The following is a 14,946-nucleotide window of genomic DNA, read 5'->3' as shown; positions in this document are numbered from 1 at the left end:
TGCTCGGCTGCAATGAAACCGGCGCCCGAAATGGGCGCCGGCACTTCAACGCTTGGTCGCCACGTCCAGCAGATTCCCGCCGGCATCAAAGTGCAGGCGAACCGTTTCACGGTCGCCGTCCACTTCGTCCGGCCGCCACGACAGGCGCGCGCCCTTGCGGATGATCAGATACACGTAGTCGACCTCGCCGGGCTGGCGCATCAACACATTGCGTTGCTCCTGCAGCGCCTGGGCTACGCGGGCCACGGCGGTGAAATCGATGTCCTGCAATGGCGCGCTGCTGTTGCGCAGCGTATAGGTGGGCGCCATGCGCTGCGGGTTCACCGGGTCGCCCTTGCGCCAGTAGCCGTGCTGGAAGTGGTAGCTGTCCACGTGGCTGGGCACGTCCGGGTCCACCAGTTCCAGATTGATGCGCCCATCGCCATAGACATTGATGCTGCGGAACACGGTCAGTGGCTTGCCGGACAGGCCTGGCATGGCCTGCAGTGCGTCGCGTGCCGCCTGCAATCGCGCGCTGTCCCGCACCAGGTTGGAAGGCGGTGCAATGGGCTCGGGTTCCGCAGCGGGCGCCGCAAGCGCAGACAGGGGCTCCAGCGCTGCGGCGTCATGGCGCTGGGGCGTCGCCGGCGCATGCATGAGCGCGTAACCGGCCACTGTCTCACGCAGCGTCTGCAGTCCGCCACAGGCTGCCGCACCGGCAACCAGGGCCAGCACCACCAACGCGAAGATGCCCGGGGTCGACGGCGGGCGGTTCATGCGTCCTCCATGCGCACATTGGCGCGGTCATCCGGGTCGTAGAGCAGCTTCACGTTGTCACGTGGCAGCTGGGCCAGATCGATGAGCGCCACGATGCGGCGCAGCTTGGTGTGCTGCACCACGCCCTCGCGATCGGTGTACTGCAGGCTGAATTCCACCTGCGGTTGTTCGTTGATGTAGGTGCCGGTCTGGCGTACATCCAGCACGGTGGCCTGCACGCCGATGCCACGGAACTTCAGTGCTTCACCGCGCGCATCGGCGTGCAGCATGCGTGCCAGCACGCGCACCACTGCCACATAGCCGCACAGCACCAGCGGGCAGACCAGCAGGGGGTGGCCAAAGGACAGGAATGTCCAGCCCATGCCCTCATGCTGTGCACGGTAGGCCAGCACGTAGGCGCCGAACACCAACGCCACACCGATCGCGCCGGCCACGCCACGCCGCCACAGACTGGCTGTGTTGATCTCGGGCTGCGCGCCGTCCAGCACCATGTTCGGAAATACGCCGGGATCACGGCTCAGGCGCGCCGGAAGCACGTTGCCCACCACGAAACGCTGCCGTTGTGGCTGACTGTCGACCACGACCAGCTGTTCGGTAATCGCGGTGCCTGACAGGTTCTGCAGGGCAACTTTCAGCTTCCATTGAGCGAAGCCACGCACATGCACGCCGGTCTGTTCGGCCTCTTCGATGCGCACTTCGCGCGGCTCGCCATCGGTCAGGATGCTGCGCACACGGAACAGGGCGCGCGGCGGCGCCAGCAGCAGGTAGTGCAGGTAAGCGTAGAGCACGCCCAGCCAGAGCGAGACGGAAGCGCCGAGCAGCAACAGTGCCAGCCACGGTGCGCTGCGATTGGAGAACGCGACGGGGTAATCGGTGTTGAAGTAGAGAATGCAGGGGAAAGGCAACGCGAAGAACAACAGGAACGCGCCCCAGAACCAGAGTTGGAACTTCATGGGGGTATGCATGATGGAGCAGGGGGCGTAAGGGTACTACGCCCAGTAGAGTCGAGCTTGCTCGACTGCTTCTGCCAACAGCAGTCGAGCAAGCTCGACTCTACAAAGGGCAGTCGAGCATGGCTCGACTCTACAAAAGGCGGGTCAGCGGAACTGCAGGGTAAGCAGGAAATACCGGCCTAGTGGGTCATCCAGCCCGGCCACCTGGCCGCCACTGCCCGGCAGGTAGTTCACCGGTTCGGTATCCAGCACGTTGTGCACGTCCAGGGCGGCCACCAGGCGCGGGCTCAGCCGGCGCGCTACGTGCAGGTTCCAGCGCAGCTGCGCCGGGTTCGTGCAATGCCCCTCGCCACGCTGTTCGTCCGGGCCGGCCAGCCAGGCGCGCATGCGGCCCACGCGGTTGCCGCGCAGGGCGATATCCCAATTCGGGTTCTGCCATTGCACGGTCAGGATCGCCGCCCGTTCCGGCGTGGCATGGCCGCGTAGATCCACCGTGGCTTCATGGCTGCGTTCGCGCTTCAGTTCCTGTTGCTTCAGCGCATCCAACGCGAACTGCCATTGCCCGTTGGCACCGCTGTCGATGCGGTATTCACCGCGCAGCACCCAGTTGCGCGAGGTGGTGCGGCCGATGTTGTCGAAAGACAGGCGCAGATCACGCAGCCGGCCTTGTTCGTCCAGTACCCAGGTATCGCGGTTCCACAGCGCATCACCCGGCTGCAGGGCCAGGATCTCGTTGTGCAGTTCCACGATGTTGTGCGTCAGCGTGATCGCGAATACATCGCTGGGCGTCCAGCTGGCCGCCAGCGAATGGCTGCGCGACGTCTCGGCCTTCAGCGCATCGTTCTCCACCACGTCTACCTGCACCGCGCAGCCGCCGCCACGCAGCGGACGCGCACAGGGCGGCAGCGTGTCCGAAGCGGGCAGGGCGACCAGGCCGAAGTAGCCCGGTGGCCGGCGCCGCTCGAACAGGCTGGGTGCGCGGAACCCGCGGCCACTGGCCAGCAGGAACGACCAGTGCTCGCTGGGGCTCCAGCGCAGGCCGGCGCGCGGTGAAAATGCGGTCTGCCCGGCATCGCGGTCCACGCGCGCGGCCAGGTCCACGCGCAGGCTGTGGGCCAGCGGCAGCCCCAGTTCGGCATAGGCGGCACTGCTGTTGCGCGACAGCCGGCGTTGTTCCATCGGCAGGCCCAGCGCCAGCTCGCCCTTGCCCAGCAGCGGGTCCGGCTGCGAGGTCCAGCGCTCCTGGCGCAGGTCGATGCCGGTGGCCAACTGCGCCGCGCCGCCGGGCAGCGTCATCAGGTTGCGCTGCAGGCCCCACCAGCCCTGCCACTGTTCGGTGCGGCCACGGCTGTGGATGGTCGGAAACAATTCGTCGGCCAGACCGGGCGGCAGCGTGGAAAAGCCCGGCAGGAAATCGAAATCGCGCGCGGCTTCCAGCAGCTTTTCGCTGCGCACCACGCCATCCGTGGTCAGGCTGACTTCGCTGCGCTGCGCGCTCACGCCGGCTTCCCAGCTGCGGCCCGCCTGCTGGCGGCCCATGCCCACGGTCACATCGCCTTCGCTGGCGTGCACGCGCGGCCGCACGCTGCCGCCTTCCTGCAGCACTACGTTGAGGATGGCCGTGCGATTGAAGTTCAGCGCCACGGCGGTGGGGCCCAATTCAAAACGCTGGCGGTTGTAGCTGCCGCGCGCTTCTACATACGCGTAGCGCCCTTCGCCGCGTTCGTGGCGGTAGCGCAGGTAGCCGGCCACGGTGTCCGACGCCGGCTGCAGCGAGCGCGGGCGCACGCTGTCGAACCAGCAGCCCTGGTCGTCTTCGCGCAGGGGCGGGTGGCACTCGCTGGCCGGGTAGTAATCGCCATTGGCCATCAGCAGGCCGATCGGATACAGCGACGTATCGGCATGCCAGTCGCGGCGATCGCCGGCCACGTGCTGCATGCGGTGCAGATCGAGGCCGGCAAACCAGCGGTCGCCATTGCTGCGCACGCCGCCGGTGGCGCCCTGCACGCGGTACTGCTGGCCATCGCCGTGGCCACTGGCGCCGGTCTGCAGCATGGCCTCGCTGCCCTCGGCCTGGTCGCGCAGGATGATGTTGACCACGCCGGACATGGCATCGGCGCCGTAGATGGCCGACGCACCCCCGCGCACCAGTTCGATGCGTTCGATGAAGCTCAGTGGCAGGCCGCCCAGATCGGTCAGCGCGCCGTCGGCCAACGACACCATCGGGTAGCGCGGCAGGCGCCGGCCATTGACCAGGAACAGGGTCGCGCGCGGGCCCATGCCGTCCAGGCTGGTGGTGGCCGCCGCGCCCACCGGCAGGTACAGCGAATCACCGCCGCGTGCGGTGCTCAGCGGGGTGTGGCCGTTCATGCCGGGCAGATGGCGCAGCAGGTCGAACAGCGTGCCGTAGCCGCTGCGCAGAATGTCGTCGCGGTCGACAACGGTCACCGGCAACGTGGTCTGCACCGAGGTGCGCGGCAGGCGGCTGCCGGTCACCTGCACCGGTGCCAGTTCCACCTGCGGCGCTGCCGGGGGCGGCGGGGCCGGCGCAGGCGAGGGCGCTTTCACCACGGGGGGTGCCGGTGCCACGGCATGCCGGCGCAGCACGTAGCCGCCGGCCGGGGTCTGCATGATGTTCACCGGCATGCCGGCCACCAGTTGCTTCAGCGCCGCGGCAGGGCTCTGCCGGCCCTGCACGCCGGTAGTACGCAGGTCAGCCAGTTCACGCGCATCGAAGATCAGCGATACGCCGCTGTGCCGTGCCCAGGCCTGCAGTGCCGGTACCAGCGGGCCGGCGCCAATGCGGTACTCGCTGCTGGCGGCCGGTTCGCCGGCGTGCGCCATGCCTGCCTGGCCCGGCACTACGGCCAGGCACAGCAGGGCCAGCAGCAGCCCCGCGCGCAGCGCCTGCGCGGCCGGCATGCGGCGCGGCCTCAGTACACGCGGCGCAGTTCCAGCGCGCCATCCTTGCGCGGCTGGCCAGCGATGGACCACCCCAGCTGCAGGGCGGACAGCAGTTCATGCGCATCCCCTGCGCGGAAGCTGCCGCTGACAGCCAGATCGGCAATGTCCGGGTCGGCAATCACCAGCGGCGTCGTGCCGTAACGGTTCATGCGCTCCACCACCACCGACAGCGGCGTGGCATCGAACACCAGATCGCCCTGCGGCCAGCCTTCGGCGGCGGCGGTGGTGGACAACTGCGGGCCCGGCTGGATGCGGCCAGAGGCCAGCACCTGCAACTGCTGGCCCGGCGCCAGCGTGTGCTGGGCACTGCCGCTGGTCACTTCCACCGCGCCTTCCAGCAGCGCCACTTCTACCCGGCCATCGTTCAGCCGTTCCACCTGGAAGGTGGTGCCGATATCGCGGATGCTGCTGTTGCCGGCCTGCAGGCGCAGGGCCCGCGACGACGGTGCCACTTCCAGCTGCACGCGGCCCTGGTCCAGCTGCAGTTCACGCGTGCGCCAACCGAAGCGGGCGCTGAGCGCGCTGCCGGCATCGAGCGTGGCCACGCTGCCATCGGCCAGAATCTGCCGCTGCACGGCATGGGTGGCGTTGGCGTACACACGGGTGGACGGATTGCCGTCCATGTACAGCAGCCAGCCTGCCGTTGCGGCCAGGCCGATGCCGGCGGCCACCGCCATCGGCAGCCAGCGGCGCCGAGCGGGGGAGCCCGCTGCCTGAGCGCTGTCGCGCGGTGCGGCGCGTGGCGGCTGTTGCTGTACCAACGTCCCTTCCTTGTTCTCGTTGCGAATCATTCGCAGTCTCCATGGTGGTGGAGAGGATTGCTGCCCAGCTCCTTGCGTAGCCCGCGCAGCGCACGGGCACAGTGCGGATTCTGCCTGAGCGCGCGGGGCGGTTGAAGTGCCGGCGGTCATGCGGCCGTGAACGGCGCTGCGGTCGCGGCGCAGGCGCGCTATGGTCAGGGGCAGGATTCCCTTCAGGCCCGCCCATGCAGATCGCCGTATTCAGCGCCCGCCCCTACGATCGCCGCTTCCTGGACGAAGCCAACGCGCAGCACGGCGCGGGGCAGGGCCATGAGTTGGTCTACTTCGATGCCGCGCTGGACCTGCACACCGCGCCCCTGGCGCAGGGCTGCGCGGCGGTCTGCGTGTTCGTGAACGACCAGCTGGATGCGCCGGTGCTGCAGGCGCTGCACGCCGGCGGCGTGCGCGCGGTACTGCTGCGCTGCGCCGGCTTCAACAACGTGGACGTGGCCGAAGCGCAGCGGCTGGGCCTGTTCGTGGCGCGGGTGCCGGCCTATTCGCCCGAAGCCGTGGCCGAACACGCGCTGGCCTTGGTGATGACCCTCAACCGGCAGACCCACCGCGCCTACAACCGCGTGCGCGAAGGCAATTTCATGCTGGATGGCCTGCTGGGCCGCACCCTGCATGGCCGCACGGTGGGCATCGTCGGCACCGGCAAGATCGGCCTGGCCACCGCCCGTATTTTCCGCGGCATGGGCTGCACGGTGCTGGGGCACGACCCGTATCCTTCCGCAGCGTTCGCCGACCTGGGCGACAGGGTGGCGCTGGATGAGCTGCTGGCGCGCGCCGATATCGTGTCGCTGCATTGCCCGCTGACGCCGGACACCCACCACCTGATAAACGATGCCTCGCTGGCGCGCATGAAGCCCGGCGCGATGCTGGTGAACACCTCGCGCGGCGCCCTGGTGGACACCCACGCGGTGATCCGCGCGCTGAAGTCGCGGCGGCTGGGGCAGCTGGCCATCGACGTGTACGAACAGGAGAGCGCGCTGTTCTTCCAGGACCTGTCCGGCGAGATCATCGACGACGAGGCCTTCCAGCGCCTGATGACCTTCCCCAACGTGCTGGTGACCGGCCACCAGGGCTTCTTCACCGTAGAGGCGCTGCAGGAGATCTCGGCGATCACCCTGGGCAACCTGGCCGACTTCGCCGCAAGGCGGGACTGTGCCAACCAGGTGCGGGCGGATTGACCGGAGGGCTGGGCTGCCCGTAAAATCGCCTGCTCAGCCGGAATAGCTCAGTTGGTAGAGCGGCGCATTCGTAATGCGTAGGTCGCAGGTTCGACTCCTGTTTCCGGCACCAGTTGTATGAAAAGCCCCGGCCTTGGCCGGGGCTTTTTTGTGCTCTGATAGCGCCGGGCCATGCCCGGCGGAATGCCGGCCCCAGTAGTGCCAGCCCATGGCTGGCAGCATCCAATTTCCGAATCTCGCGGCCAGCCCGGCTTCCCAGGCGCTTAGCTCCTCGCCCTGTTCCTGACTTGGCAACCGCAGCCGGTCATTCCTGTGCTATGAATACCCAGCCTTGCTTCAAGGCTCTTTCAGGGATTGGAAGGATGCGCAGGCTAAGGGGAACTGCAGGCGGTGTGTCGTCCCGCTTCAGGGGAATTGAAGATCGAATCCGGAAGTCGGGAGCATTAGGCTCCTGGCTGTGCTGTGTGCTGCTCATTGGCCTTGGCCTGTCGCCAGCCGCAATGGCACAGACGACGGTCACGTACATCCACACGGACGCGCTGGGCTCAGTTGTGGCTGAGAGCGATGCCAACGGCAACGTGATCAAGCGCTATGACTACGAGCCTTACGGTGCCGTGGTAGGCGGCCAGGTCACGGACGGGCCGGGGTACACCGGGCATGTGAGCGACTCGGCTACCGGGCTGAGCTACATGCAGCAGCGCTACATGGATCCGCAGTTGAGTGTGTTCCTGTCAGTGGATCCGGTGACTTCGTATGACCAGCCGGTTGGGCAGTTCAACCGGTATCGGTATGCGAACGGGAATCCGTATAGGTTCATAGATCCAGATGGACGGCAGACCCTGCCACGCTTTGTTTACGACACGGATTGGACCAAGCCAGAGACTAGGCAGGAATTTAAGGGGGCAGCCTCTGTCGTTGCGGACTTTACTCCTGTCGTCGGTGATGTGAAAGGAATTGCTGAAGCGGTTGCTGAGCCAACGGCGAGAAACGTCGTGGCCGCTGGGGTGGGATTCATTCCAATTGTTGGGGATGCGGCAGGCAAGGCAATCAAGAATGCAGATCATCTCATCAGTGCTGCAGGAAAGATGGAGAGAATTAAAGGCGGAGCACGCCAAGGACGTGTGGAAGGTGATGCAGGGAAGCTATTTGATGCAGTAACAGAGGGGGGGTTAAGGGTGATGGAGGGCGAGTGACAATGCCTGACGGAACGATCATAGGAAGCCATACATCCTCAAGAACTGGCGTTGCAACGATTGATATCAATAAGGCGGGCCAAGTTTATAAGGTTAGAGTTGATCCGCCAAAGAATGCGCCGGAGTGATTCAATGAGTGATTTTTATTCAAGTAATATCAATGGTTATGGTTCTCGTGTGCTTGATGAGCGCAGCAAACGGTATGTGGAGAAATACTGGCTCAGCATTGATGGCCTTATGCGGGGGTGGGTGGGCGCTCTCAATAAGCGGTTCAACACGGAGGCTCAAGATTCTGCGGTAGTGAAGGGTGCGGTCAGTCATCTTCGGCCTGGAGGGGTGCTATTCGAGAAGCGTGATTTTATTGAGTTTACGTCGCTGTCGATTGCATCCGGCGCAAAAGAGTTCTCCGTCGTTGAATTCATAGGTCAGAAAAGGTGGGGTGAAGGGGGTAGGGCGTTTTTTAGGTTTGTTTATCCTTTGGATGTGTCATGGGCGGATATGGTCCGTTCGAGTCCGATTGCTGATGATGTATTTATGCGGCCGATCAGGGAGTATTTTGTAATATCTGATAATGCTTCTGTTGGCAAGTATGTAAATAATGATGCCGACTCTCCGTATGAGCTGGTTTTCTGTGATTTTTGATTAGGGCGCCGCCTCAGTCCGAGTAAGATACGCCTTCGTTTCCGGCCAGGGGACTCTCTATCCCGTCAGGCTTCTTTGTCGCGTTCTGGGCGTTTCTGTGTCAGGACTTCATGCCTACCTGAGTCGAATGTCTGCTGAATCAAACGATGCTGATGCCTACCTTCGTACTGAGATCCGGGCCATCCACAAGGCCAGCAGGAGGATCTATGGGCGGCGCCGGATGGTCAAGGCAATGCGCTCAGCAAACCACGAGGTGGGACCCAATCGCGTGGCGCGACTGATGGCAGCGGAGCGCCTGCAGGGCAAATGCAAAGGCGGTTTCCGGCGCAAAACAACCGGCGGCTCAGATCAACTGGCCGCAAATTTCCTGGATCGACAGTTCGCACTAGGCGCCGGACCTAACGTCTGGGTTGGAGACATCACCTACATCCCAACGCGTCGGAGCTGTCCGTATCTGGCCACGGTCATCAGCGTCCAGGCCCGTCAAGTGATGGGCTGCAGCGTGCCCGAACGGATGACCGAAGAGCTGGTGGTGAAGGCCTTTGCCAACGCTTGGTCGCTAAATCCACAGAAGCCCGGCCTGATCTTCCATTCAGATCGGGGTGGACAATACTGGGGCAACGAGTATTGCCAGCTTCTGCAGTCGCACGGCGTGGTCGAAAGCATGAGCCGACCAGGAAACTGCTGGGACAACGCGGTGGCTCAAAGCTTCTTTGCCTCCTTCATAAACGACGAGGCTGATAAGACCTACCAGACCCGCAAGGAAGCCCGCCAATCCATCGCGGCCTACATCCACGGCTTCTACAACCCAACCCGGCTACACTCGACGCTGGGCTACAAATCGCCCAATGACTATGCCCTGCAGCTTGAGCCTGCCGCCTGGACATGGCTTCATGGCGTCCGTTTTCAGGGGGCCAGATCAGTAGCGCCGGGCCATGCCCGGCGGAATGCTGCTTATGCGGGCTCTTCGGTCATCTGGACGATGAATATCGGCTTCCTTGGGGAATGCGTCCCTTGCTTTGGGCGCACGATGCTGATCGTCTGATGCGCCGCATGGCCCGTTCCTCGGCCGACGGACACCGTCACTCGTCGAGATTGTCCGTAGCACCACCGCACGTTCTCGTGCCTTCAGGCGCCGGTCCTGATTTCCGTTTCAAGTCATCGTTGAGCGCGATGACGTCGGTATCGCCGTTGTCACCTTTGCGGATGTTGTCCACAACGCGCCATTTCAGCGTGTCGCCGTGCCGCTCCGCGCGTACCAGGCTGATGGATCCGTTCCGGCCGCTTTCCACGGCCAACACGGCCGTGTTGCCAACGACGGTCCCCACCACCTGCCCGTCGTCGATCTGCCGCAGATTGACCAAGGCGCCACCGAAGTCACCGCACAGGCGGGCGCCTTCCTGGACCAGGGTTACGTTGAAGCCGCCGCAGTCCAGCTTGGGGTTGGTGCGGTCGCACCATTCCACCGACCAGGTGCCGCTGACATCTGCCGGGGGCTCGGTCTTGGGGCTGGCAGCGTCGGCGGGCACAGGGCCAAGGCCCGTCGTCAGTAGTACAGCCGCCATCAGGTTCTTTGCGTTCATGTGTAATCCGGGCATGGGGGTTCTTCCGTGGGTGAACGGGGCGGGCAGCAAGCACCCGCAAGGCGCGTTTGTGAGTGTAGGGGATGAGCACCGTATTCGATCTTCATCCGCACGGGTTGCCGGCTGGGAATCGTCGGCGGCCCCATCATCCCGTGGGCGCCAGACACCACCCACCGCCACCGCCTGCTACGCTTGCCCCTGACACCGCGCCGCGCGGTTACAGGGACCGTAGACCATGGCATCAACCCACGCACTGCGCCGCCTGGCCGCATACTCCATCATCGGCGTGGCTTCGGCACTCGCCGTGCCGGCCTGGGCCGCACCCGATTCTCCGCCGGCGCAGGTCACCCCCGCGCAGCCGATCAACGCGGCCAACTTCGTGCGCCTCACCCAGTCGCTGGAAGCAACCCCCCAGCAGCCGGGCGCGCAGGAACTGCGCGTGTCGATGCTGCGGTGGTTGGCGGAAACGCCGGATTACACCGTCACCATCTGCCCGGTGATGGACCTGCCTGAGCAGGATCCAGCCGCCAGGAAGATTGGCGTGGACCTGCTGATGCAGCAGAGCTTCGGCAACCTGGCGTTTCAGATGGACCCGCACGGCGACGACGATCAGCTGAGCCAGCAGGTGGCCGGCGTGCAGAGCGCGCTGCGCGCCTATGCGTCCTTCGTCGCGGCCGATCCCGCATTGCGGATTGCGGCCATGGATGCGCTGGCTGCGCAGCAGAACGCCGGCACGTTGCGGGCGCATCTGGCGCCCGTGGTGAAGGCCGAATGCAGCGCCAGCGACAATACGGCCATGCTCAATCCGGAAGCGGTGGGGCAGGGCACGCGTGCGCCGTCGCCGTTCCTGGGCGGTTTCCTGCGTGCGACCAGCGTGGTCTACCCGCTGCAGGTAGGCCAATGGCAAGCGCTGGGCGAGCGTCGCTACGACGATGTCGCGGGCGGTGCATCGGTGCGCTACCAGCAGGCCGGCCGCGAGGACGGTTGGATTGACGTGTACTTCTATCCGGTGGGGGTGCTGCAGCAGGAACAGCGGTCGGCCCTGCTGGAAGGCGAGCGCAAGGGCTTGCTGGAAGCGCGCGAAGCATCCGTGGCCGGGCGCGATGATATGTCGCGCGTGCGTACCGTGCCGTTGAAGGCGGCCGAGGCGCAACCGGGTACGGCAGCCACCGTCGAAGCCAACGTGATGGATTTCGGTTTCGTGCGTGATGGCAAGGACTACAGTTCGGTGATGCTGCTCGCCATCGACCGCTTGTATGCCATCAAGCTGCGCTACAGCGTGCTGGCGGCAACAGCGGACCGCAATGCGGCGCGCGGCGAGGTAGAAACTTTCGCGTCGGTGCTGCTGCCGCAGTTGGGGATCAGCAACTCCGGCGGCTGCGGCACGGTGCCGGCGGCCGCGCGCGACCAACTGCGTCTGGGCTGCACCGGCGCCGATCCGGTACTGCCGGTGGTGGGTGAGGGGCATCGGGAAATGCGTTTCGAGTACGCGCCGCCGCGTGAGGCCAATGGCCAGTAAGGCCTCCGGCCACAGGTTGCAGAGACGCGCGCGATGGATGCAGAAACCCAGCAGTTCCTGGCGTACCTGCTCTCTGACGGGGGCAGTGGCAGCAACGCAGTTGAACACGCGGCGCACCTGCAGCGGTACTACAGCGGCCAGATGTCCGTGCCGCGCCCCATCGAGGCCGACCTCGACGCGTGGCTGGGCCATGCCGACCCTGCGGCGTTGCTGCGCGCGGCGCAGTGGTTGGTGCAGGGATATGCACTGGCCGAGACGTTCCCTGCGCTGCATCTGGCGTGGGTGAAGCGGTTGTTGGATGAAGGCCGGCTGCAGCCGCTGCAGGCCATTCCTCTGTTGGCGCTGCAGCCGGCGCAGCACGCGCTTGATACGCAGGGCCAGGAGATTGCCTGGCTGGCGTTGCACGCTGTGGAAGAGGGGCGCGAGGCCGAAGAGCAGCACCTGCTGCTCTCCCTGCTCGCCACCTATCCCCACCCGTCCGCGCCGCGCCGCACGAATTGACCGCGCTGGCGCATCGCCCGCCACCATTGCTGTTCCAGCTCCCACAGGTCCGGTACCTGCTGCCGTGAATCATCAAACACGATAATCACCATGCGCTTGGGCGAATTATCGACCAATAATACCGGCGTATCCCCCACATACATTTCGAAATGCCGCGCCCCGCGCGCGGCAGGGCTGACCCGCAGTCCGTCGGCATCCCGTTCCCGTGCAAACTGCGCGGCCTGCTGCCACATCAACAGAAAGTCCGGCACGGTCTGTTTGCTGTAGCTGTTTACGCTGAGTGCGGGTTCCGGCAGATAGAGATGGCCGGCAAGCAGGCCCAGCAGCATCACCACCGTGGAGGGAATGGACGCCGCCGCGGCGCGGGCTACGGTTGCACCTGCAGGCAGTTGGCCGCATGCGCGGTCAGGGCGATGCAGGCCAGCAGCAGCCCTTCCGTGCTGCGATCGCCCAGGGTGTCTTCGGGCTGGGCGGTCTGGCGGGTGCGCTCGGCCGCCAACAGCATCTGCTGCACGGTGACCAGACCGGCCAGGGCGCAATCGGCGTCGGCCAGTTGCAGGCGCCGACCGGGTGGCATCGCGCGTTCGGGCCAGGGCTGGCCATCGGCGGCCGCGCCCCGTTGGATCCGCCGCAGCGTGGGAATGAAGGTGCTGGGGTCGGTGCCGGGTTCGCCGCCGGCGTCGCCAGCGGGCGCCGCGCGGCGGGCGTTCAGATCAGGAAATTCTGATGGGTTCATGGCAGATGCTCCGTGCAAAACACAAAGCGCCACCGCAGGGGTGGCGGACGGTGCGTGGCGGCAAAAACCGGGTCTGACGAATCCGGCGGGTGCATGCGAACACGCACCCCCACGCACCGCCCGCCAAAGAACGCGGACGGATTGCCAGCCGGCGCCACGCAGAGGTGGCGCCGACTGGCAAGCGTAAACACTCGTCAGACATCGGGTTTGCCGACCCGGCCACTCGTTTTCAGTGGCATGCCATGGTGTGCACAGCCCGCGAGCCGCTGCCAAGGGCAGATTGCGTCAATGCAGGGGTGCTTTACGCTTCGGCGGCATTTTGGCACGCCGGCCCGCAGCCCGAAACGCCCGCCCGGCAAGGCCGGGTCGCCATCAGGCCCGGTTCAAAGGGCCACCCAGCCAGTATCGAACAGGTCAGCCCGCCCGGCCAATCCGAAGCTCCAGCCCGAGGCGATCACGACAAAACGGTGCCAGTTGCCGCAGATAGCCGCCCGCCGCCCCGGCCAGTGCGCCGCAGGCCAGGCGCCCGACGACCCGCAGCCCGCGCCCGGCGTGCAGCCACAGCCAGGGCAGGGTGGCCAGCAGTTGCGCGCCCAGCAGCAGCGCCAGCACATCCAGCCCCAGTACATCCACCAGCCCCAGCAGCGGCGCCAGTTCCGGGTTGCAGGCCAGCAGCACCACCAGGGCTGCGCCCAGCAGGGCAAGCGTGCGCCGCATGGCGGGTGTGCTGAGCCAGCGGAGCAGGGCAGTCATCAGGCATCCTTGCGAAGAGGGGCGTGTGTTACGCAGTCTTGGTACGGCAGCGGCTCGGTTCAAGTACGCTGAACACGTTCAGCCAACTATGCCGAATCCGGCCCTCTGCGCGCGGTGCGACAACGTGTCGCAGCGATATCCGGCCGATTCCTGCGCTGGATCATTGTCAATGCCTTTCTTAAATGATGCGTGACGGCCTAAAATTGAAAGGCTGACTCGACCCCACCTCACTGCCTGTCTCAACCACAGGCGGGACCGGCTTTTGCCGGAGCGGGCAGGACGGGGAACGGCATTCCCTCGCAATTGGATCGACCGATGATTCCGTTGAAAACCCTTGGGCGCTGGTTGCGCCCGGGCCTGCTGCTTGCACTGCTGGTGATGCTCACCGGCTGCGATGCCGTGGCCATCCTCAGTCCGAAGGGCCAGATCGGCCAGGACGAGAAGACCCTGCTGATCACGGCTGTCGTGCTCATGCTGCTGGTCGTCGTCCCGGTCATCGTCATGACCCTGACCTTCGCGTGGAAGTACCGCGCTTCCAACACCAAGGCCCGTTACGAGCCGAAGTGGTCGCATTCCACGGCGATCGAGGTGGTGGTGTGGTCGATCCCCTGCATGATCGTGCTGGTGCTGGCGGTCCTGACCTGGCGTTCGTCACACGCACTGGACCCGTACAAGCCGCTGGAATCGGACGTCAAGCCGGTCACCATCGAGGCGATCTCGCTGGACTGGAAGTGGCTGTTCATCTATCCGGAAGAGAAGGTTGCGGTCGTCAACGAGATCAAGTTCCCGGTGAACACCCCGCTGAACTTCAAGATCACGTCGGACACGGTGATGAATGCGTTCTTCATTCCGCACCTGGGCAGCATGATCTATTCGATGGCGGCGATGGAAACCAAGCTGCACCTGATCGCCAACGAAACCGGTGAATTCCCGGGCATGTCCTCGCACTACAGCGGCGCGGGCTTCGCCAAGATGCACTTCACCGCCTATTCGGTGACCGATGCCGAGTACCGCCAGTGGCTGGACCAGGTGCGTGCGGGCGAGCAGACCCTGGACAAGACCAGCTTCAAGGCCCTGGGTGATGCGAAGAATTCCGAGTGGTACCCGGTCACCTACTTCGGCAAGACCGAAGAAGGCCTGTTCGACTGGGTCATTGCCAAGCACATGGGCGACAACCAGCACTACGGCATGAAGCATTCGCATGCCGGTGCGGCCGCCGCCGATGCTGCCAGCCATGAAGCGCACGAGGGGCACACCCCCAGTGACGCGCATGATTCCAAGGAATCGGGTGAAAACCTGGATGCCACCGAACACGAACACGCAGGCCATGCCGGCCACGCGGGTTCGGGAGAATGA

Annotated in this window: 14 protein-coding genes, 1 tRNA gene and 1 pseudogene; 8 read left to right on the top strand and 8 right to left on the bottom strand. The window is 65.2% G+C overall.

Features of this window, described 5'->3' with window-relative positions; translation table 11 throughout:
• Positions 1–45 precede the first annotated feature (45 nt).
• The 4 genes from RTY46_RS00850 to RTY46_RS00835 form a co-directional block, all read right to left on the bottom strand.
• A complete protein-coding gene (locus RTY46_RS00850) occupies positions 46–756 on the bottom strand; it encodes a hypothetical protein (RefSeq protein ID WP_312706213.1) in 711 nt (236 codons plus the stop codon).
• Complete coding sequence (locus tag RTY46_RS00845) at positions 753–1,709, bottom strand: hypothetical protein (RefSeq protein WP_312706212.1); 957 nt, start codon at positions 1,707–1,709, stop codon at positions 753–755. The genes RTY46_RS00850 and RTY46_RS00845 overlap by 4 nt, the downstream gene beginning before the upstream one ends.
• A 144-nt stretch (positions 1,710–1,853) precedes the next feature.
• Entirely contained in the window at positions 1,854–4,631 is a 2,778-nt protein-coding gene (locus RTY46_RS00840) for a TonB-dependent receptor (RefSeq protein ID WP_312706211.1), read from the bottom strand.
• Positions 4,632–4,642: 11 nt separating this feature from the next.
• Complete coding sequence (locus tag RTY46_RS00835) at positions 4,643–5,464, bottom strand: FecR domain-containing protein (protein ID WP_312706210.1); 822 nt, start codon at positions 5,462–5,464, stop codon at positions 4,643–4,645.
• A gap of 194 nt (positions 5,465–5,658) precedes the next feature.
• Between RTY46_RS00835 and RTY46_RS00830 the strand changes: the two genes are divergently transcribed.
• From RTY46_RS00830 to RTY46_RS00810, 5 genes and pseudogenes are all read left to right on the top strand, one after another.
• The gene (locus RTY46_RS00830; RefSeq protein ID WP_312706209.1) at positions 5,659–6,663 is read left to right on the top strand and encodes a 2-hydroxyacid dehydrogenase; all 1,005 of its coding nucleotides are present in this window, start codon (positions 5,659–5,661) and stop codon (positions 6,661–6,663) included.
• A 36-nt stretch (positions 6,664–6,699) separates the two neighbouring features.
• Positions 6,700–6,775: transfer RNA gene (locus tag RTY46_RS00825), tRNA-Thr, on the top strand.
• Between the two features lie 388 nt (positions 6,776–7,163).
• Entirely contained in the window at positions 7,164–7,856 is a 693-nt protein-coding gene (locus RTY46_RS00820) for an RHS repeat-associated core domain-containing protein (RefSeq protein WP_312706208.1), read from the top strand.
• 132 nt (positions 7,857–7,988) lie between these two features.
• A complete protein-coding gene (locus RTY46_RS00815; protein WP_312706207.1) occupies positions 7,989–8,498 on the top strand; it encodes a hypothetical protein in 510 nt (169 codons plus the stop codon).
• Between the two features lie 28 nt (positions 8,499–8,526).
• Positions 8,527–9,543, top strand: a pseudogene (locus RTY46_RS00810) (IS3 family transposase); the annotation flags it as partial.
• A gap of 37 nt (positions 9,544–9,580) precedes the next feature.
• Here RTY46_RS00810 and RTY46_RS00805 read toward each other — a convergent pair.
• On the bottom strand, positions 9,581–10,081 hold the full coding sequence (locus tag RTY46_RS00805; protein ID WP_312706206.1) for a hypothetical protein: 501 nt from the start codon (positions 10,079–10,081) through the stop codon (positions 9,581–9,583).
• A gap of 235 nt (positions 10,082–10,316) precedes the next feature.
• Between RTY46_RS00805 and RTY46_RS00800 the strand changes: the two genes are divergently transcribed.
• Positions 10,317–11,600, top strand: coding sequence for a hypothetical protein (locus RTY46_RS00800; protein WP_312706205.1), 1,284 nt, complete (start codon positions 10,317–10,319; stop codon positions 11,598–11,600).
• A 33-nt stretch (positions 11,601–11,633) separates the two neighbouring features.
• A complete protein-coding gene (locus RTY46_RS00795; RefSeq protein ID WP_312706204.1) occupies positions 11,634–12,101 on the top strand; it encodes a hypothetical protein in 468 nt (155 codons plus the stop codon).
• Here the strand turns inward: RTY46_RS00795 and RTY46_RS00790 are convergent.
• The 3 genes from RTY46_RS00790 to RTY46_RS00780 form a co-directional block, all read right to left on the bottom strand.
• Positions 12,065–12,430: a hypothetical protein gene (locus tag RTY46_RS00790; RefSeq protein ID WP_312706203.1), complete on the bottom strand. Its 366-nt coding sequence runs from the start codon at positions 12,428–12,430 to the stop codon at positions 12,065–12,067. The two genes, RTY46_RS00795 and RTY46_RS00790, sit on opposite strands and share 37 nt — an antisense overlap.
• Before the next feature lie 38 nt (positions 12,431–12,468).
• The gene (locus tag RTY46_RS00785; RefSeq protein ID WP_312706202.1) at positions 12,469–12,837 is read right to left on the bottom strand and encodes a hypothetical protein; all 369 of its coding nucleotides are present in this window, start codon (positions 12,835–12,837) and stop codon (positions 12,469–12,471) included.
• A 414-nt stretch (positions 12,838–13,251) separates the two neighbouring features.
• Entirely contained in the window at positions 13,252–13,590 is a 339-nt protein-coding gene (locus RTY46_RS00780) for a hypothetical protein (RefSeq protein ID WP_312706201.1), read from the bottom strand.
• A 315-nt stretch (positions 13,591–13,905) separates the two neighbouring features.
• Between RTY46_RS00780 and cyoA the strand changes: the two genes are divergently transcribed.
• The gene (gene cyoA, locus RTY46_RS00775) at positions 13,906–14,946 is read left to right on the top strand and encodes a ubiquinol oxidase subunit II (RefSeq protein WP_312706200.1); all 1,041 of its coding nucleotides are present in this window, start codon (positions 13,906–13,908) and stop codon (positions 14,944–14,946) included.

The sequence above is a fragment of the Stenotrophomonas sp. genome (assembly GCF_032056425.1).
Classification (GTDB): Bacteria; Pseudomonadota; Gammaproteobacteria; order Xanthomonadales; family Xanthomonadaceae; genus Stenotrophomonas.
Note: the sequence above shows the minus strand (reverse complement) of the source record. Positions and strands in the feature narration are given on the sequence as shown.